17 protein-coding genes are annotated in these 18,246 nt (G+C 73.0%); 12 read left to right on the forward strand and 5 right to left on the reverse strand.

The annotated features are described in order from the left end of the window. Positions 1-74 precede the first annotated feature (74 nt). A complete protein-coding gene (locus ACFRMQ_RS22280) occupies positions 75-938 on the reverse strand; it encodes an aldo/keto reductase (RefSeq protein ID WP_380732283.1) in 864 nt (287 codons plus the stop codon). A gap of 521 nt (positions 939-1,459) precedes the next feature. On the opposite strand from ACFRMQ_RS22280, the gene ACFRMQ_RS22285 reads away from it, so the two are divergent. From ACFRMQ_RS22285 to ACFRMQ_RS22335, 11 genes are all read left to right on the forward strand, one after another. Continuing rightward, complete coding sequence (locus ACFRMQ_RS22285; RefSeq protein ID WP_380732284.1) at positions 1,460-3,235, forward strand: ABC transporter transmembrane domain-containing protein; 1,776 nt, start codon at positions 1,460-1,462, stop codon at positions 3,233-3,235. A gap of 118 nt (positions 3,236-3,353) precedes the next feature. Next, the gene (locus tag ACFRMQ_RS22290) at positions 3,354-5,126 is read left to right on the forward strand and encodes an ABC transporter ATP-binding protein (RefSeq protein WP_380732285.1); all 1,773 of its coding nucleotides are present in this window, start codon (positions 3,354-3,356) and stop codon (positions 5,124-5,126) included. Positions 5,127-5,354: 228 nt separating this feature from the next. After that, positions 5,355-5,600, forward strand: coding sequence for a LapA family protein (locus tag ACFRMQ_RS22295; RefSeq protein WP_380732286.1), 246 nt, complete (start codon positions 5,355-5,357; stop codon positions 5,598-5,600). A gap of 47 nt (positions 5,601-5,647) precedes the next feature. After that, positions 5,648-6,376, forward strand: a complete 729-nt coding sequence (locus ACFRMQ_RS22300; protein WP_380732298.1) for an amino acid ABC transporter ATP-binding protein — start codon at positions 5,648-5,650, stop codon at positions 6,374-6,376. A 9-nt stretch (positions 6,377-6,385) separates the two neighbouring features. Further along, entirely contained in the window at positions 6,386-7,321 is a 936-nt protein-coding gene (locus ACFRMQ_RS22305) for a glutamate ABC transporter substrate-binding protein (RefSeq protein ID WP_380732287.1), read from the forward strand. Positions 7,322-7,333: 12 nt separating this feature from the next. Beyond that, entirely contained in the window at positions 7,334-7,978 is a 645-nt protein-coding gene (locus tag ACFRMQ_RS22310) for an amino acid ABC transporter permease (RefSeq protein WP_380732288.1), read from the forward strand. Next, positions 7,975-8,844, forward strand: a complete 870-nt coding sequence (locus ACFRMQ_RS22315; RefSeq protein WP_380732289.1) for an amino acid ABC transporter permease — start codon at positions 7,975-7,977, stop codon at positions 8,842-8,844. The genes ACFRMQ_RS22310 and ACFRMQ_RS22315 overlap by 4 nt, the downstream gene beginning before the upstream one ends. Before the next feature lie 190 nt (positions 8,845-9,034). After that, positions 9,035-9,940, forward strand: a complete 906-nt coding sequence (locus ACFRMQ_RS22320; protein ID WP_380732290.1) for a LysR family transcriptional regulator — start codon at positions 9,035-9,037, stop codon at positions 9,938-9,940. 76 nt (positions 9,941-10,016) lie between these two features. Beyond that, positions 10,017-10,598, forward strand: a complete 582-nt coding sequence (locus ACFRMQ_RS22325; protein WP_380732291.1) for a cysteine dioxygenase — start codon at positions 10,017-10,019, stop codon at positions 10,596-10,598. Positions 10,599-10,657: 59 nt separating this feature from the next. Then, positions 10,658-11,752: a YeiH family protein gene (locus tag ACFRMQ_RS22330; RefSeq protein ID WP_380732299.1), complete on the forward strand. Its 1,095-nt coding sequence runs from the start codon at positions 10,658-10,660 to the stop codon at positions 11,750-11,752. Between the two features lie 90 nt (positions 11,753-11,842). After that, positions 11,843-12,553, forward strand: coding sequence for a spermidine synthase (locus tag ACFRMQ_RS22335; protein WP_380732292.1), 711 nt, complete (start codon positions 11,843-11,845; stop codon positions 12,551-12,553). 320 nt (positions 12,554-12,873) lie between these two features. Here ACFRMQ_RS22335 and ACFRMQ_RS22340 read toward each other — a convergent pair whose 3' ends face one another. The 3 genes from ACFRMQ_RS22340 to ACFRMQ_RS22350 form a co-directional block, all read right to left on the reverse strand. Next, positions 12,874-14,760, reverse strand: coding sequence for a hypothetical protein (locus ACFRMQ_RS22340; RefSeq protein WP_380732293.1), 1,887 nt, complete (start codon positions 14,758-14,760; stop codon positions 12,874-12,876). Positions 14,761-14,979: 219 nt separating this feature from the next. Beyond that, entirely contained in the window at positions 14,980-15,840 is an 861-nt protein-coding gene (locus tag ACFRMQ_RS22345; RefSeq protein WP_380732294.1) for a TetR/AcrR family transcriptional regulator, read from the reverse strand. Positions 15,841-15,873: 33 nt separating this feature from the next. Beyond that, on the reverse strand, positions 15,874-16,383 hold the full coding sequence (locus ACFRMQ_RS22350) for an NUDIX hydrolase (protein WP_380732295.1): 510 nt from the start codon (positions 16,381-16,383) through the stop codon (positions 15,874-15,876). 152 nt (positions 16,384-16,535) lie between these two features. Here ACFRMQ_RS22350 and ACFRMQ_RS22355 point away from each other — a divergent pair, with 152 nt between their 5' ends. Beyond that, a complete protein-coding gene (locus tag ACFRMQ_RS22355; protein WP_380732296.1) occupies positions 16,536-17,759 on the forward strand; it encodes a serine hydrolase domain-containing protein in 1,224 nt (407 codons plus the stop codon). A 3-nt stretch (positions 17,760-17,762) separates the two neighbouring features. Here the strand turns inward: ACFRMQ_RS22355 and ACFRMQ_RS22360 are convergent, their stop codons facing one another. Beyond that, entirely contained in the window at positions 17,763-18,086 is a 324-nt protein-coding gene (locus tag ACFRMQ_RS22360; RefSeq protein WP_380732297.1) for a nuclear transport factor 2 family protein, read from the reverse strand. Positions 18,087-18,246 lie beyond the last annotated feature (160 nt).

Genomic DNA, 18,246 nt, shown 5'->3' on the forward strand with positions numbered 1-18,246 from the left:
CTCCCCGATGGGGGCGGGCGGCCTTCGGCTGACCGGTCGTCAGGAATTCCCGGAGGTGGCCCCCGGGCCGGACGTCAGTTCCAGTCGAAGTCCTGCGGGTCCGGGCCGATCCGCTTGTCGGTGGCCACGGAGGCGACCGCCGCGAGGTCCTCGGCGTCCAGCTCGAAGCCGGTGACGTCCAGGTTCTCGCGGATCCGGGACGGGGTGACCGACTTCGGGATGGCGATCACGCCGCTCTGGAGGTGCCAGCGCAGCACCACCTGGGCGACCGTACGGCCGTGCTTGCGGGCGACCTCCGCCAGCGCGGGCTCGGAGAGCAGCTCCTTGCCCTGGCCCAGCGGGCTCCACGCCTCGGTGGCGATGCCGTGCTGGGCGTGGAAGGCGCGCAGCTCCGTCTGGGGGAAGTACGGGTGCAGCTCGACCTGGTTCAGCGCCGGGGCGACGGAGGCCTCGTCCAGCAGGCGGGCGAGCTGCTCGGCGCCGAAGTTGGAGACGCCGATCGACTTGACCCGGCCGTCCGCCTTCAGCTGCTCGAAGGCCTTCCAGATGTTCACGAAGCTGCCGTGCATCGGGCGGGGCCAGTGGATCAGGTAGAGGTCGACGTGGTCGAGGCCGAGCTTGGCCAGCGAGGCGTCGAACTCGCGCAGCACCGCGTCGCGGCCCTGCTCGCCGGACCAGTCGCGGGTACCCGAGTTCCACAGCTTGGTGGTGACGTAGAGGTCCTCACGGGCCAGGCCGCCGGCCAGTGCCTCGTTGATCGCCGAGCCCGTGCCGACCTCGTTCTCGTAGACGGCCGCGGTGTCGATGGAGCGGTAGCCCGCCTCGATCGCGGCGCGGACGGCGGCCGGCGCCTCGGCGTCAGGGACCTGCCACACACCGAAACCGAGCTGCGGGATCTGCGCGCCCTCGTTGAGGGTGACGGTGGGGATGTTGCTCACGGAAGGAATGTCCTCCTGGTCGTCGTGTGTTCCAGTGGAGGCAACTGGCGCCCGAGTGTGATTGTTCCCGTCGATCGGGTTAATCTTGGCCCAGGCTTTGCGGGGGCTTGCCCGGGGTGGAGACCGTCCTGGTGAGGACGGGTTCGGGCTGGCGCCGAGACGTGCGGATTCGTTGCGCGGGGGCGTGCGAATCCGCTGGGCGAGCGGGGGGTGGACCGCGATGAGAAAAACCTGTTGCGTCGATCGTGAGGAGCTTGGCACGCTCGCGGCCATGATCTCCTGATCTCCTGACCTCCGGGCCCGTTCGTGCCCGTCATGTCGCCGTCCGGCTATCTGTACCGGATGTTCCGACGATGTCGCTGTGCCGTGCCGCCACCGTGTCGCGGCGCCGCGCGTCCGTGCTGTGCACACGTCACCGAGGCGTTTCGCGCGCCCCGTTCTCCATACCTCCGTACTGCTGTGCTCCCGTGCTCCCGCACCTTTGCACCCTCGTACCCTCGTACCGTTCGTATCGGAGTGTCATGCTGCTCATCCCTCTGCCGTTGGCCGATCCCGGCAGTCCCGATCTCTCCTCGGCCCCGGCCTTCCTGCGCTGGTTGCGGCGCAGTCAGCGCCGCGGCCAACTGCTCGCCACCTGCTGGACGTTGCTCGAGATGGGGTGCCGGGCCGCGTTGCCGGTGCCGCTGGGCCTCGGCGTGCAGGCCGCCGTGGACGGTGACGCCGGCGGTATCCGGCGAGCCGGCGCGCTCTTGTTGCTGCTGGGCGTCGGCGCCGCGCTCGGCACGGTGTTGATGCACCGTCAGGCGATGTGGAACTGGATACACACGGCCATTCAGGTAAGGCAGCTGGTGGCCCGGAAGACCTCGCGCATCGGGGCCGCGCTGCCCCGCCGGATCGCCACCGGCGAGGTGGTCGCGGTCGGTGGCGGAGACGTCGAACGGATCAGCTGGTACATCGAGTTGATCGCCCGGGTGTGGTCCGCGGTGATCGTCTGGCTGACCGTGGGCGCGATGGTGGTGGCGGTCGACCCGGTGCTGGGCGCCGGGGTGCTGATCGGCGTCCCGATGCTGTCGTTCTCCGTCCTGCCGCTGGTCGGGCCGTTCGAGCGGCGCTTCGACAAGCAGCGCGCCCTCGGCGGCAAGGCGGCCGAACTGGCCGCCGACACGGTGGCGGGGCTGCGGGTGCTGCGCGGCATCGGCGGCGAGGAGCTGTTCCTGGAGCGGTACCGGGAGGCCTCCCAGAAGGTCCGCGCGGCGGCCGTCCGTTCGGCCCGGGTCTGGGCGCTGATGCAGGCTCAGCAGGTTCTGCTGCCAGGCCTGTTCGTGGTCTGCGTCACGTGGTACGGCGCCCGGCTGGCGGTCGCCGGCCAGATATCCGTCGGCACCCTGGTCACGGTCTACGGGGCGACCGCCTTCCTGGTCGCGCCGCTGCGCGTCCTGGGCGAGGCGGCGCAGGCCCGGAGCGTCGCACGGGTCTCCGCCGCGCGGACCGTGCGGGTGCTCTCGCTGACCCGGGGCGGAGCCGCGAGCGAGGCCTCGCTGTTCCGGCCGGAGAAGGGCGACCTGCACGACCCGGTGAGCGGACTGACCGCGCGGGCCGGTGAGTTGACCGTGGTGGTCTGCGGGGACCCGGACGTCGCCGGGGCGATGGCCGAGCGGCTTGGCGGCCACGTCCCGCCGGCCGAGGGCGAGCGGGCGCGGCTCTCGGTACGGCTGGGCGGAACGGAGCTCGACGCGGTGCCGCCGGCCGAGGCCAGGGAGGCGGTGCTGGTCCAGAACAAGGAGCCGGTGCTGCTCTCCGGAACCGTGGCCGAGCTGTTCGACGTCCCGTCCTCGGGGCGGGTCCCGGTCGCGCAGGCGCTGTCGGCGGCCCGGTCCGACGACGTGCTGAAGTCCCTCGCGGCCGGCTCGCCGGAGAGTGGGGGCGACCGGATGCGGGCCCGGATCACCGAACGCGGACGCTCCCTCTCCGGCGGCCAGCGCCAGCGGCTCGCGCTGGCCCGCTCCCTGCTGGTGGACCCGCCCGTGCTGGTGCTGGACGAGCCCACCAGCGCGGTGGACGCGCACACCGAGTCGCGGATCGCCGCCGGGCTGCGGGCGACCAGGGCCGGGCGCACGACGGTCGTCTTCGCGACCAGCCCGCTGCTGCTCGATCAGGCCGACCGGGTGGTGCTGCTGCGCGAGGGCAAGGTCGCCGCGGTCGGGCCGCACCGGGAACTGATGCGGACCGAGCCGGCCTACCGGGCCGTGGTCACCCGCGACGAGGAGGCGGCCCAGCCGGTGGGCGGGGCCGTATGAGAACGGCCGGTGCGAGTACCGCCGTCACGGGTACCGCCGTCGCGAGTGGTGACGGCATGAGCGGCGCTGTCATGAGCAGTGCCGTCAACTTCCCTGCCAGGCAAGCGAGGAGTACGTCATGAAGCCCCCCGTCCAGGAGGAGCAGGGGCCTGCCGTCGCCCTGCCGGTCGGCTCCCCGGCGGCCGTGCGCGGGTACCTGCTGCTGCTCGTGCGGCGGCACCGCGCCGCGTTCTCCGCGGTGGTGGCGCTGAACACCGTCGCCATGGTGGCCGGGCTGGTCGGGCCCTGGGTGCTCGGTGGCCTGGTCGAGTCGCTGTCCACCGGCACCACGGAGTCCACCATCGCGGTGGCGGTCTCCTGGTACCTGCTGGCGCTGGTGGCGCAGGCCGCGTTCACCGGCTGGTCGCGGCTGCGCAGCGCGGTGCTCGGCGAACGGGTGCTGGCCGACCTGCGCGAGGACTTCCTGGTCCGCTCGGTGGCCCTCCCGGCGGGCGTCCTGGAGCGGGCGGGCACCGGGGACCTGGTCTCCCGGGGCACCACCGACATCGACCGGCTGGACAAGTCGGTGCGCGAGGCGGTGCCCGAACTCGTCGTCGCGGTCCTGTCGTTGCTGTTGGTGGTCGGCGCGTTGCTGGTCACCTCCCCGCTGCTCGCGCTGACCTCGCTGATCGGTCTGCCGCTGCTGCTGGCCACCTCCCGCTGGTACTTCCGGCGCGCACCGCAGGCCTACCGCAGCGAGTCGGCCGCACACGCGGCGGTGACCAACGTGCTGGCCGAGACCGTGGACGCGGCGCACACCGTCGAGGCGCTGCGGCTGGGTGACCGGCGGGTCCGGCTGACCGACCGCAAGCTGGGCGCCTGGCTGGACTGGTACCGGTACACCCTGTGGCTGCGCTCGCTCTGGTTCCCGACCATCGACGCCGTCTACACCATGGCGGTGCTCGCCACCATGGTGCTCGGCGGGCTGTTCGTCCTCCGGGGATGGATCACGGTGGGTCAGCTGACCACCGGCGTGCTCTACGCGCAGATGCTGACCGGCCCGGTGGACCTGATCCTGCGCTGGTACGACGAGCTGCAGATCGGCCAGGCCTCGCTGGCCCGGCTGGTCGGCGTGCACGAGGTGCCCGAGCACGAGGGGGACGAGTCCCTGCGGCCGGACGGCCGGTGGGTCGAGGCGAAGGACGTCAGGTTCGGTTACCACGAGGGCGCGGACGTCCTGCACGGGATCACCCTGGACGTCGCCCCGGGCAGCCGGGTGGCGCTGGTCGGCCCGTCCGGCGCGGGCAAGTCCACCCTCGGCCGGCTGCTGGCCGGGATCTACGCCCCCGGCCGGGGCAGTGTCACCCTCGGCGGGGCGGAGCTGGCGCGGATGCCCGTCGAGCGGGTGCGCAGGGAGGTCGCCCTGGTGAACCAGGAGCACCACGTCTTCGTCGGCACCCTGCGGGACAACCTGAGGCTGGCCGCGCCCGACGCGGACGACACCGAGCTGCGGGCCGCGCTGGACGCGGTGGCGGCCGGGGACTGGGTGGACGTCCTGCCGGAGGGCCTGGACACCGAGGTCGGTTCCGGCGGCGCCTCGCTGAGCCCGCCGCAGGCCCAGCAGCTGGCGCTGGCCCGGCTGGTGCTGGCCGACCCGCACACCCTGGTGCTGGACGAGGCCACATCCCTGCTGGACCCGCGGGCCGCCCGCCACCTGGAGCGCTCGCTCTCCCGGGTGCTGGAGGGCCGGACGGTCATCGCCATCGCGCACCGGCTGCACACCGCGCACGACGCGGACGTGATCGCGGTGGTCGAGGGCGGACGGATCAGCGAGTACGGCAGCCACCCGGACCTGGTCGCCGCCGGGGGCACCTACGCGGAGCTCTGGCGGTCCTGGCGGGACGAGGGGTAGAGGGGCGGTCGAGAGACGGTAGGGGAGCGGTGGGCGAGCCGGTCGAGAGACGGTAGAGGAGTGCCGGGGGAGCCGGTGGACCGGGGGTAGAGGCGGCCGCGGTCGGCCGAACGGGGGAAGGAGATGGTTCAAACCCGTATGGGGTGGATTGACCCATACGGGTTACTCCCTCGCCCGGAAGGGCGTGTAAACCGGGCAAATCGGCCGCCCGGACCGCAGACTGCTCCGGTGACCAAGATTTCAGACGGTTCGTCCCGCTCCTCGCGCAGTGAGATCGGAGGCATTCCCACGCGGTACATCGGGATCGGCGCCATCGTCGTCCTCGCCGTGTGGTTCCTCCTCGCCAACCTCGACAAGGTCAAGATCCAGTTCTGGGTCTTCACCGTCACCGCGCCGCTCTGGATCGCGCTCCTGGCCACGCTGATCGCGGGTGTCGTCCTGGGCTGGCTGCTGAAGGGACGGCGCGGCAAGTGACCGCCGCTCCCGGGCCGGCCCCGGCCGGCGCCCCGGCGCTCACCCCGCTGATCGAACTGCGCCGGGTCAACAAGCACTTCGGGGACCTGCACGTGCTGCAGGACATCGACCTGGCGGTGGGACGCGGCGAGGTCGTCGTGGTCATCGGCCCGTCGGGCTCCGGCAAGTCCACCCTCTGCCGGGCGATCAACCGGCTGGAGCCGATCGAGAACGGCACCATCCTGATCGACGGCCGACCGCTGCCCGAGGAGGGCCGGGGCCTCGCCCGGCTGCGCGCCGAGGTCGGCATGGTCTTCCAGTCCTTCAACCTGTTCGCGCACAAGACGGTGCTCCAGAACGTCTCACTCGCGCAGATCAAGGTCCGCGGCAGGTCCAAGGCGGAGGCGGACGCCAAGTCCCGCGCGCTGCTGGAACGGGTGGGCCTGGCGGCGCACGCCGACAAGTACCCGGCCCAGCTCTCCGGCGGGCAGCAGCAGCGGGTCGCGATCGCCCGCGCGCTGGCGATGGAACCCAAGGCGCTGCTCTTCGACGAGCCCACCTCGGCGCTCGACCCCGAGATGATCAACGAGGTGCTGGACGTCATGCGCCAGCTCGCGAGCGAGGGCATGACGATGGTCGTGGTGACCCACGAGATGGGCTTCGCCAGGGCCTCCGCGAACCGGGTGGTGTTCATGGCCGACGGCCGGATCGTCGAGGACCGGGCCCCGGAGGACTTCTTCAGCGCTCCGGAGAGCGAGCGCGCCCGGGACTTCCTGTCCAAGATCCTGAAGCACTGAGGCGGCCCCGTGAACCGTGAGACGACGCCCGCCGCGACATCCGCCGTCGCGCGGGCGGGCGGGCGGGTGCTCGCCGCCCTCCTGCTCACCGCGCTGGCGGCGGGCTGCGGCAAGCCCGGCACCCCGCCGCCCAAGGGCCCCCAGCCCAGCGCGCTGCCCACCTACCAGGTGCAGAACGCCTCCGCGATCACCGGCTCGCCGACCCTGGACGCCGCCCGCGGCCGGGGCCACCTGGTGGTCGGCGCCAAGGAGGACCAGCCGTACCTCGGCCAGAAGAACCCGGCCACCGGCGAGTACTCCGGCTTCGACATCGAGATCGCCAAGATGGTCGGCGCGTCCCTGGGCTTCCCGGCGGACCGGATCCAGTTCAAGACCATCGCCTCGGCCAACCGCGAGACCGCGCTGCAGAACGGCCAGGTGGACTACTACGTCGGCACCTACACCATCAACGACAACCGGAAGAAGCTGGTCGGCTTCGCCGGCCCGTACTTCATCGCCGGACAGTCGCTGCTGGTGCGCAAGAACAACACCACCATCCACGGCCCCCAGGACCTGGACGGCAGGAAGGTCTGCTCGGCGGCCGGCTCGACGCCGTACCAGCGCATCCAGTCGCAGTACCCGAAGGCCAAACTGATCGGCTACGACACCTACTCGGCCTGCGTGGACAACCTGATCACCAACCAGGTCGACGCGGTGACCACGGACAACGCGATCCTGCTCGGCTACGCGGCCAAGGTGCCGGACGAGCTCAAGGTGGTCGGCCCGCTGTTCTCGACCGAGCCGTACGGGATCGGGGTGCCGAAGGAGGACACCGTGCTGCGCGCCGCGATCAACGACGCGCTGGAGCACCACATGCTGAACGGCGACTGGAAGAGGGCCTTCGAGGCGACCCTCGGCCTCTCCGGGGAGCCTGCGCCGAACCCGCCGCAGATCGTCCGGTACTGAGAGGGCCGCGCCGTGAAAACGCTGACCGACAACTGGTCGACCTACTGGGACGGGTTCCTCGGCACGCTCTCGCTGTTCGCGGTGAGCGCCGTGCTGTCCCTGGTGCTGGGGGTGCTGATCGCGGGCTTCCGGGTGTCGCCGGTCAAGCCGCTGCGGGTGTTCGGGACACTGTGGGTGACGGTGCTGCGCAACACACCGCTGACCCTGCTGTTCTTCATCGTGGTGCTGGGCCTGCCCCGGTTCGACATCACGCTGCCCTTCTACACCTTCGCGGTGCTCGCGCTCGGCTGCTACACCTCGGCCTTCGTCTGCGAGTCGATGCGCGCGGGGATCAACACGGTGCCGACCGGGCAGGGCGAGGCGGCCCGCAGCCTCGGCATGGGCTTCGGGCAGACGATGAGCCTGGTGGTGCTGCCGCAGGCGTACCGCTCGGTGGTGGCGCCGATCGGAAGCGTGATGATCGCGCTGGCGAAGAACACGGCGATCGCCGGCTCCTTCAGCGTCACCGAACTCCTGGGCACCTACCGGACCATCAACGAGCTGGGCTACAGCATCATCTGGACCTTCGTCTGGATCGCCATCGGCTACCTGATCATCACCCTGGCCGTCAGCGCCGTCTTCAACCTGCTGGAACGACGAGTGGCGGTGTCCCGATGACCGTGGAAACCTCGGCGCTGTACGACATCCCCGGCCCGAAGGCGCTCTCCCGGCACCGGCTGTACGGCGGGATCGCGCTGCTGCTGATCGCGGCGCTGATCGGCTGGGTGGTCTACATGCTGTTCCACACCCACCAGTTCACGTCCGCCAAGTGGCAGCCCTTCGAGTACCGGGGGGTGCAGAACCTGCTGCTGCGCGGGCTCGGCAACACCCTGACGGCGTTCGGCTGGTCGGTGCTGTTCGCGCTGCCCTTCGGCGCGCTGTTCGCGGCCGGGCGGCTCTCCGACCACCGGATGGTGCGCTGGGCCGCCACGTTGGTGGTGGAGTTCTTCCGGGCCATGCCGCTGCTGGTGATGATCTTCTTCGTGTTCGTCGCGCTCAAGGTGCAGCCGCTCTGGGCCCTGGTGGCCGGGCTGGTGCTCTACAACGGCTCGGTGCTGGCCGAGGTGTTCCGGGCCGGCGTGCTCGCGGTGCCCAAGGGGCAACGGGAGGCGGCGTTCGCGCTGGGCATGCGCAAGACCCAGGTGATGACGTACGTGCTGGTGCCGCAGGCCTGCCGGGCGATGCTGCCGGCGATCATCAGCCAGTTGGTGGTCGCGCTCAAGGACACCTCGCTGGGCTTCCTGATCACCTACGAGGAGTTCCTGCACGCGGGCAAGCTGATCGCCACCAACCTGGACTACGACCTGCCGTTCATCCCGGTGGTGATGGTGATCGCGCCGGTCTACATCGGCATGTGTCTGCTGCTCTCCTGGCTCGCCCGGTTCGTGGAGCGGCGCAGTCGGCGCAGCCCGAGCGCGCGGGGCGGTGCGCCGGTGGTCAAGGCCGGGGTGGCGATGGGGCTGCCGCCGTCGGCCCAGCAGTGAGGCGGGTGGTTCGGCGGACCGGCGGGCGGTTCGGTGGGCGTTTCGGTGGGCGGGCGGTTCGACGCTCAACCAAAGGTGCGGGTGGGGTCGGGGTCGCTACCTCCAAATTCCTCTTATGCTTTTCGGGCGTCAGAGCCGAGGCTGACGCAGGACCGAAAGCGGACGAGGTGGCGGGGGGATCATGGAGCCGGTGTTCGATTCGCGGCACATCAGGACGTTCCACGAGGTCGTCCGAGCCGGCTCCTACTCGGCCGCCGCCCGCGAACTCGGTTACACCCAGCCCGCCATCACCCAGCAGATGAAGGCGCTCGAACGGACCGTCGGCGTCCCGCTGTTCACCCGCGCGGGGCGCGGACTGCGGCTCACCGAGGCGGGCGAGGCGCTCTCCCGGCACGCCGAACTGATCCTCGGCAGCATGTCCGCCGCCCAGAAGCAGCTCACCGCGCTCGCCCGGCTGCGCGCCGGCCGGGTGCGGGTCTGCGCCTTCCCCAGCGCCAACGCGACCCTGATACCCGAGGCGATGGCCCGGCTGCTGGCCGAGCACCCGGGGGTGCGGGTCGAACTGCTGGAGGCCGAGCCGCCTGACTCCGTCCAACGGCTGCTGCGCGGGGAGTGCGACATCGCGCTGGCCTTCCGCTACCCGGGCGGGGCCACCGAGGTGCCGGAGGGCCTGGACGAGATCCCGCTGATGGAGGACCTGCTCACGGTGCTGCTGCCGGTCGGGCACCCGCTCGGCCGCCGGCACGCCGTACGGCTGGCCGACCTCGGCGGCGAGCGGTGGATCGCCGGCTGTCCGCGCTGCCGGGCCAACCTGCTGCACGTCTGCGCGGAGGAGGGCTTCGCGCCGGACATCGTCTTCTCCACCGACGACAACCTCGCGGTGCAGTCGCTCGTCGCCGCCGGGGTCGGGATCGCGCTGATGCCGGCGCTGGTGCTCTCCTTCATGTGCCACCGCAAGGTCACCGGGCGGGCGGTCGAACCGCACCTGCGGCGGCAGGTGAGCGCGTACGTGCTGCGCGAGAACCGCCGGATCCCGGCCACCGGGCTGGTGCTGGACCACCTGCGGCAGGCCGCGGCGAGCCGGGCCGGCTGCTGACGTATAAGCGCCAGTGGGGAGGTCGCTTACAGGCCCTCCTTGGACGTGATAGGTCGGTACGTCCGAACCTGCTGGGATGACACCCTCAGCCACGGTCGGCAGCGACCGACTCACCGAGCGGATGACCGCGCTGATCAGTGAGATCCGCGCCGTCGTGGACCGCGGGCTCCCGCCGGAACTCACCGCCTACCTGGTCGGCGAGCAACTCGCCCCGCACCTGCTCGCCGACCCCGACGGGCCCGACGCGCTGCTCACCGCGGCCCAGTGCGAGGGCGACCCGCAGCGCTACCGTCAGCACGTCCTGCACGCCGAGGCGGACGGCAGCTTCTCCGTCGTCGCCCTGGTCTGGCTGCCCGGGCAGCTGACCCCGATCCACGACCACATCTCCTGGTGCGTGGCCGGCGTCCACCAGGGGCAGGAGAGCGAGACCCGCTACCGTCTGGTCCCCGGCGGCCGCACCGCCCGGCTGGTCGAGACCGAGCACGTGGCCGGCCCGGCCGGCACCGTGGCCGCCTTCGCCCCGCCCGGCGACATCCACCTGGTGCGCAACTCCTGTAGCAGCACGGCGATCTCCATCCACGTGTACGGCGCGGACGTCTCGCGGCTCGGCACCAGCATCCGACGGGTCTACCGACTGCCCGCCGACGTGGAGCAGTGAGCGGCGGCGTGGCACTCACCCTCCGGCAGCGCGCCGCCCGCACCCGCTCGCTGTCGCCGATGCGCGGGGACGCTCCCGGGCTGCTGTTCGCGGCCCTCGGGGTGGCCGCCGCGCTGGCCGTCCACGCGCTGGTGCCGGCCGTGCCCGAACTCACCGCCGCCGTCGTGCTCGGCATGGCGGTGGCCCACCTGCCCGGGCTGCGCCCGGTGGTCCGCGGCGTCGCCCGGCCGGGGCTGTCGACGGCCGGGAAGCGGCTGATGAGGCTCGGGATCGTGCTGCTCGGGCTCAAGCTCAGCCTGGACGACGTGCTCGGGCTCGGCTGGGCCACCGTCGCGATGGTGCTCGCGGTGGTCGCCGCCACCTTCGCCGGGACGCTCTGGCTGGGCCGACGGCTCGGCCTGCCCGGGGACCAGCCGCTGCTGGTCGCCACCGGGTACTCGATCTGCGGGGCCTCGGCGATCGGTGCGGTCAGCCAGGCGGCGGGCAGCGAGGAGGAGGACGTGGCGGCCTCGGTGGCGCTGGTGACCCTGTGCGGGACGCTGGCGATCGCCGTGCTGCCGCTGCTCCAGCACCCGCTCGGGCTCGGTGGGCCGGAGTTCGGGCGGTGGGTCGGGGCGAGCGTGCACGACGTCGGGCAGGTGGTCGCCACCGCGCAGACCGGCGGGGCCGGGGCGCTGCGGGAGGCCGTGCTGGTCAAGCTGATGCGCGTGGTGCTGCTGGCGCCGCTGGTCGCGGGAGTGGCGGTGGCGGTGCGGCGCAACCTCCGGGCGGCGGGGGTGTCCCCGGTGGCGGTCGGGGTGGGTGCGGAGTCGGTCGGGGTGGCCGGGAAGCCGGCCGGGGCGGCGGGTCAGACGGCCGGGGAGGCGGCCGAGCGGTCGGTGAGGAGCGGCGGCCGGCCGCCGATCGTGCCGCTGTTCGTGGCGGGGTTCCTCGCGATGATCGCCCTGCGGACCACCGGTGTGCTGCCCGAGCGGGTGCTCGGGCTGGCCGCGGACGCCCAGGAACTGCTGCTGGCCGCCGCGCTGTTCGGGCTCGGCAGCGCGGTGCACCTGCCGACCATGATCCGTACCGGTGGGCGGATCGCCCTGCTGGGGCTCGGCTCCTGGATGGTCGTCGCGGGCGTCTCGTACGTGGGGGTGCTGGTCACGACCTGACGGCTCCGGGTACGGACTCGGCTATTGTCGGGCGGGTGTCCGCCCCCTCGACCGGGGCGGCCCGCACGCGCGTTTCGCCGAGGAGGACGGATGACCACCGCACTGCCCGAACGAGACGGCCACCAGGCCGTCGTCACCCTCGACCGACGGGAGGGCCCGTACGGAGAGGTGGTGCTCCGGCGACGCGGTCGGGACTTCGAGATCATCGCCAACGGGTGCTTCCTGATGGACACCGCGGACGGACGCTCGGAGCGGCTGCTGATCCAGGCGGCACTGGACGAACTGGACCGCACCAGTGCCCGGGTCGAGCGGCCGTCGGTCCTGATCGGCGGCCTCGGAGTCGGCTTCTCGCTGGCGTACGCGGCGGCCGAGTCGCGCTGGGGGCGGATCGCCGTCGTCGAACGGGAGACCGCGATCATCGAGTGGCACCGGACGGGACCGCTCGGGGCCTTCTCGGGCGGGGCGCTCGACGACGAGCGGGTCGAGGTGCTCCACACCGACCTGCTGGAGTACCTCGCGGCGGCGGACGGTGAGCGGTACGACGCGCTGTGCCTGGACATCGACAACGGGCCGGACTGGACCGTCACGGAGTCCAACGACGGGCTGTACGGCGCGGACGGGCTCGCGGTGCTGTGGCACCGGCTGCGGGTGGGCGGGGTGCTGGCCGTGTGGAGTGCGCAGCCGTCGACGGCCTTCGAGGAGGCGCTGCGGGCGGTCGGGTTCTCGGACGTGGTGACGCACGAGATCCCGGTGGCCCGGGGGGTGCCGGACGTGGTGCACCTGGCCCGGCGGGCGGGCTGAGGGCCGGGCGTGGGCCGGTCGGGGCCGGCCCGGGGCTGAGTAGGGGCGAGCGGGCCGAATGGATGTGGCTCGACTGACGGGTGAACTCGGTCGTGATGGGCGGCGGTTGGCGCCTTGTGTGGCAACTTCCTTCGGCACCGGGGCCGTTGAGCGGCAGGTGGGCGGCGGGCTGTCCGGACCGGGTGGAGGGGGACGGGTAGCGGTCGACGGATGACAGGTAACAGATTTCAGATTTTGTTCGTTGAAATCTGAAATCTGTTATCCGTTACCCGTCATTCGCTACCTGTCATCCGTCGACCGCCCCGTGTGTCCCGGCCCGCTCAGCCGAACGGCCGGTGCTCCGGCTGCGCGTCCGCCCCATCCGTGAACTCCGGCTCGGGCGCGGTTTCCGAAGGGCTCGGGAGTCCCGCCATGGCGAAGGGGTTGAAGTCCGGCGGGGGAATCCGCACCGGGGTGCCCTTGGCCAGGGCGGGCTCTCGCTCGGCCTCGCCCTGCTCCGCGGCGGCGGTGGCCGTTCCAGCTTCGGCGGGTGGCGCCTGGGCGGGAACGACGGGCGGGGTCGAGGGCGGCGGCGGGACCGTCGGGCCCTGGCCGGGGAGGGTGGTGCCGAACGGGTCGGCCTTCCGCTCCGCCGCGACCGTGGTGCCGAACGGGTCGGCGGCCGGGGCCGCCCCGGCGGGCTGCGCGGAGGGCGCGGTTTCCGAAGGGCTCGGGAGTCCCGCCATGGCGAAGGGGTTGAAGTCCGGCGGCGGGATCCGCACCGGGGTGCCCTTGGGAAGGTCCCCGGCATCCGGAGCCGCGCCGCCCTCGTCGGCGACGAAGGTGTCCGCGGCCGGCGCGAAGGGGTTGAAGTCCGCCGGAGGCACCCGCACCGGGGTGCCGCGCAGGTGCACCGGCACCTCCTCCGATTCCTCCTCGGCGGTCGCACTCGCACTCGCACTCGCACTCGCACCCGCAGTCGCCGAAGGAGCAGGAGCCGGGGCCTGGGCCGGAACGGCGCTCGGCGCCGCCACAGGCACGGCAGCCGGGGCCACCGCCGCCGGCACACCGTCCCAGCCGAACTGGATGCTCTTCAGCAGTTCCGCGAACGCCTCCGTGTACAACTCCCAGTCCTCCGGCCGCGCCGTGGAGAGCTGGACGCACAGCACCGTCCCGCCGTCCGGCAACGGTACGAAGGCCTGGACGGCCGAGGCGACCACCCAGCGCCGTTGCCCGTCGGCGGCCAGCGGGCCGGGCACCGGAGCGGTCCGGCCCTCGACCAGGACGGCGGCCGGCCCGGCCGGCAGCAGGACGGTCCACACCTCGGCGTGCCGACGGACGGTGGCCAGTTCGGTGGCGAGTGCGGTGATCGGCAGCGGGTGCCGGGCGAGCGAGACGACGAGCGCGGCGTCCGAGGTGCGCCCGTCCAGCTCCAGCGCGCAGACGCCGGCGTACCCGACGCCCGCGTCCCGGACCAGGTCGGCCAGGGTGGCGGCGATCACCGCGAAGTCGCGTCGCGGCTCCGGGCCGGTGGCGCTGAACAGTTCCTCGGCGACCTCGGCCAGGTGCCGGGCCAGCTCGTCGGAGGCCGCCACGGTCGCCGGTGCGGCGCCGTCGGCCCGGTCAGCGCCGTCGGGCAGCGGGGGCACCGTACGGGAGGAGACGCCGGGCGGACCGCCCGGGGAGGTCAGCGCGTGGAAGCCGGGCGGCACGACCAGCCGGACCTCGGTACCCGCGCCGGTGGGCAGTTCGACCGGCTGGCGGGTCTGTCGCCCGGCCGCCAGCGCCGCCAGCGCGGGGGCGAACGGCGGGCGGAGTTTGGCGTCGGCGAACTCGCCGGTGACCGGCAGCTGGAACAGCGCGGCCGAGGTGGTGCCCCGGTCGGCGATGGCGCCGCGCACCGCGCCGCCACCGTAGCGGGCCTGGAGTGCGGCGACCGTCCGCTCGGCGAGCCGCGCGCCGGTGCCCGGCCGGGCGGTGCCGGCGGTGGTCACCGTGCCGAGCCGGCCGAGGGTGGCGTGCACCGGGCCGTTGGGGGCCAGCCGCAGGCCGAACAGCGCCTCGGCGGCAGGGTGTTCGGCCGTCCGCAGGGCGCTCAGCGAGGCTGCCGGGTGGCGCGAGGTGTGCTCGTCGAAGAGGGCGTCGGTGAGGGTGCCGAGGGTCGCGCAGACCTGCTCCGCTGCCGCGAAGGGGTTCGCCTCCGCGCTGAACTGGACGTCCTGGGTCACCTGGTGAGCCCCCCGCTCTGCTCCGTGCCGTCGGTGGTTCGGGTGGGACCGGGCGCGCCGCGGCGGCGCACCGCCTGATCCCTGCTCATTCCTATCAGAGCCCACCGTCCTGGCCGAACCGCAGGATGACCCGATGATCACGCGGACCGGCACCGCGCCGGTGGCCGCGACGACGACTCCGGCAACCGCTCCGGCGACCGCCCGGGCGGTCCTGTCGGGCTACTCGGCGGCGGTCCCGGCACTCCCGGCGGCCCCAGCGGCCTCGGCCGCTCCGGCAGCAGGGTCGGGGGCGGCCAGCGCGGTGACGGCCCCGACGATCCCCGGCACCGCGAACAGCGCCGCGAGGTCCCGCACCAGGCGCCCGGTCGGGCCGTCCGGGCGCTCGTCGGTGAGGAAGGAGGCCAGCTCGGCGGCGAGGGCGGGCTCGCGGGCCGCCGTGAGCGTGAGCGCCGCGACGAACTCCTGCACCAGGTGCAGTTGGAGCTCCTCCAGCGGCACCGAGCGCTCGGTCAGCCACTCCAGCGAGGTGATCTCGGCGTTGGCGATCCAGGCCCGGACGGTGAGCCGCAGCCCGACGCTCGGCGCGGGGATCGCCAGGTGGGCCAGGATCTGCTCCTGCGCGGCCCGGCGCACCTCGTCGATCACCGCGGAGGTGCCCGCGCTGGCGGCCACCGACCCGCCGCGCAGGAGGGCGGCGAAGCCCGGCCCGTGGCTCTGCACGAAGTCCAGGTAGCGGCCCATCACCCGGTACAGCCGCTCCGACAGGGGCCCGGCCATGGGTTCCTCGAACCGGGCCGACAGCTCCCGCCCGGCCCGCCGCAGCGACTCCTCGTACAGCGCCTGCTTGCCGGGGAAGTAGTGGTACACCAGCGGCCGGGAGGCGCCCGCGGCGGCGGCGATGTCGTCGATCGACACCTCCTCCGGAGGCCGGCGGCTGAACAGCTCCAGCGCCACGGCGATCAGCTGCTCCCGCCGCTCGTCCACGCTCAGCCGCCGACGCGGCCGTTCGCCCGCCGGCCGGGCGGATGCGGAGGTCCGGGCGGCGGGGTCGGCCGTCGGCGACGGTGTACGGGAGGCCATGCGCGCCACCCTATCCGGATGCCACGCGGGGGCCTACGCGGCCCGGAAGTCCAGGTAGCGGCGGTAGGCCTCCAGGCCGTCGGGCACGAAGACGTCGCGGCCGAGGCGCTCGGCGAGTTCGGCGGGGGTGAGCCAGGTGTGCCAGGCGACCTCGGACTCCTGGGGCGAGACCGGTCCGTCCCACTCGGCCTCGTACATGTCGCACCACCAGGAGAGCCCTTCCTGCTCGAAGAGGAACTTGAACAGCGGGCGCGGGGCGATGCCGTCGACGCCGAGTTCCTCCTCGGCCTCGCGGACGGCGGCCTCGGCGTAGGCCTCCCCGGAGCCGACCACGCCGCCGACGAACATGTCGTACGCGCCGGGGGCGAACAGCTTGGTGTCGGTGCGCCGGTGGACGAAGATCCGCCCGGCCGGGTCGCGGACCAGGATGAAGACGCAGCGGTGGGTGAGCCCGCGCCGGTAGACCTCGCCCCGCAGGGCGGTCCCGATGACGCGGTCGTGTTCGTCGACGATGTCCAGCAGTTCTTCGGCGGGGTTGGTCATGGGGGACAGGTTAGGGTTCCGGGGCTCGGTCCGAGTCCGATTCGAACCGATCCGATTCGATCGGGACGGATCGAATCGGAATACATCGGAAGGGATCGGGACTGAGTACGGGTGGCAGGAGAAGCAGTGGAACCGGTCGAGGACGGCGCGCGGTGACGGAGATCTGGGGCGAGACAGCCGAGGGGTTCGAGCCCGTACGGGCGGCCTTCGTACGGAACTTCGCCGAGTACGGCGAACTCGGCGCGGCCTTCGCGCTGTACGTGCGCGGCCGCAAGGTGGTCGACCTGTGGGGCGGCGACGCCCGGCCGGAGGTCGGCGGCCGGCCGTCGCCCGCGGTGCCGTGGACCTCGGACACCGCGCAGGTGCTGCGCTCCGTCACCAAGGGCCTGACCGCGACCACCGCGCTGCTCCTCGCCGAGCGCGGCCTGCTCGACCTGGACGCTCCGGCGGCCTCGTACTGGCCGGAGTTCGCGGCGGCCGGCAAGGGCCGGGTACCGGTGAGCTGGCTGCTCTCGCACCGGGCCGGGGTGCCGGCGCTGGACGTGCCGCTGCGGCTGGAGGACGTGCTCACCTGGGAGCGCGCGGCCGCCGCCGTCGCCGCGCAGGCGCCCGCCTGGGAACCCGGTACCGCGCACGGCTATCACCCGTACACCTTCGGCTGGTTGGTCGGCGAGGTGGTGCGGCGGGTGAGCGGGCGGACGATGGGACAGTACTTCGCCGAGGAGGTCGCCCGGCCGCTCGGGCTGGACCTGTGGATCGGGCTGCCGGCCGGCGCCGCGCCCCGGGTCGGCAGGCTGGTCGACCTGCCGGCTCCGGAGGCTGCCCGGACCGGCCCGAGCGGGCTGCGGCTGCGGCCCAAGCAGTCCGTCCGGGACGCCTACCAGGACCCGTCCTCGCTGACCGCCCGCTCCTTCGCCTCGGTGCGTCCCGGGGTGGACCTCAACGACCCGGCGGTGCAGGCCGCCGAGATCCCCGGCGCCGGCGGCATCGGCACCGCCCGTTCGCTGGCCCGGTTCTACGCGGCCCTGATCGGTGCGGCCGACCGCGCGGACGGCTCCGGCGCCCTGCTGCCGCCGCTGCTCGGCCCCGAGGTGCTGGCCCGCGCGGTCGAACCGGTGGCGAGCGGGCCGGACCGGGTCCTGATCGTCAACTCGACCTTCGGCCTGGGGTTCTGGCGGCACGGCCCGACCGCGCCGATGGCCTCCCCGGCGAGCTTCGGTCACCCGGGCCGGGGCGGCTCGCTGGGCTTCGCCGACCCCGATCTGGGGCTGGGCTTCGGCTACGTGACCAACGGCATGCAGCCGGGTGTCACCGGGGACGTCCGCTCGCGGAACCTGATCCGCGCGGTGCGGGGGTGCCTGGGGCTGGACCGGTGAGGATCAGGCCTGGCCGGTCTCGAAGCGGCTGACCTTCCCGCCGTCGACGGCGAAGCGCCACGCGGTGCGCATCTCGCCCCAGGTGTCGTTGGTGAAGTTGGCGACCAGTGCGCGGCCGCCGTCCGACTCGGTCTGGACGTCCATCCGGCCGTGGGCGGTGAAGATCTCGCGGTCGATCCAGTCCGCCAGGTCCCGGTCGGAGCCGTCGTCGGACATGGTCGCGTCCTCGGCGAGCAGCCCGACGAAGGTCTCGCGGTCGCCCGCGTTGATCGCGGTGACGACGGCGCGTACGACGGGGTCGCTGAGCTTGGCGGTGGCGATGGTCACGGGGGACTCCCGGGGAGGTGAGGGGTTCGGGAGTCCTGTCTACGGCGTTCGCGCGGGTCGTCCGGGCATGTCGGCGGCGCGTCGGGGAAATGCCGGGGCCCGTGTGCTTGGATCCCCGGAAGCGGCGAATCGCCCCGGAGCCCGCCACGGGGAGTGGCGA

It is taken from the genome of Kitasatospora sp. NPDC056783 (genome assembly GCF_042789895.1).
In the GTDB taxonomy this organism is placed as follows: domain Bacteria; phylum Actinomycetota; class Actinomycetes; order Streptomycetales; family Streptomycetaceae; genus Kitasatospora.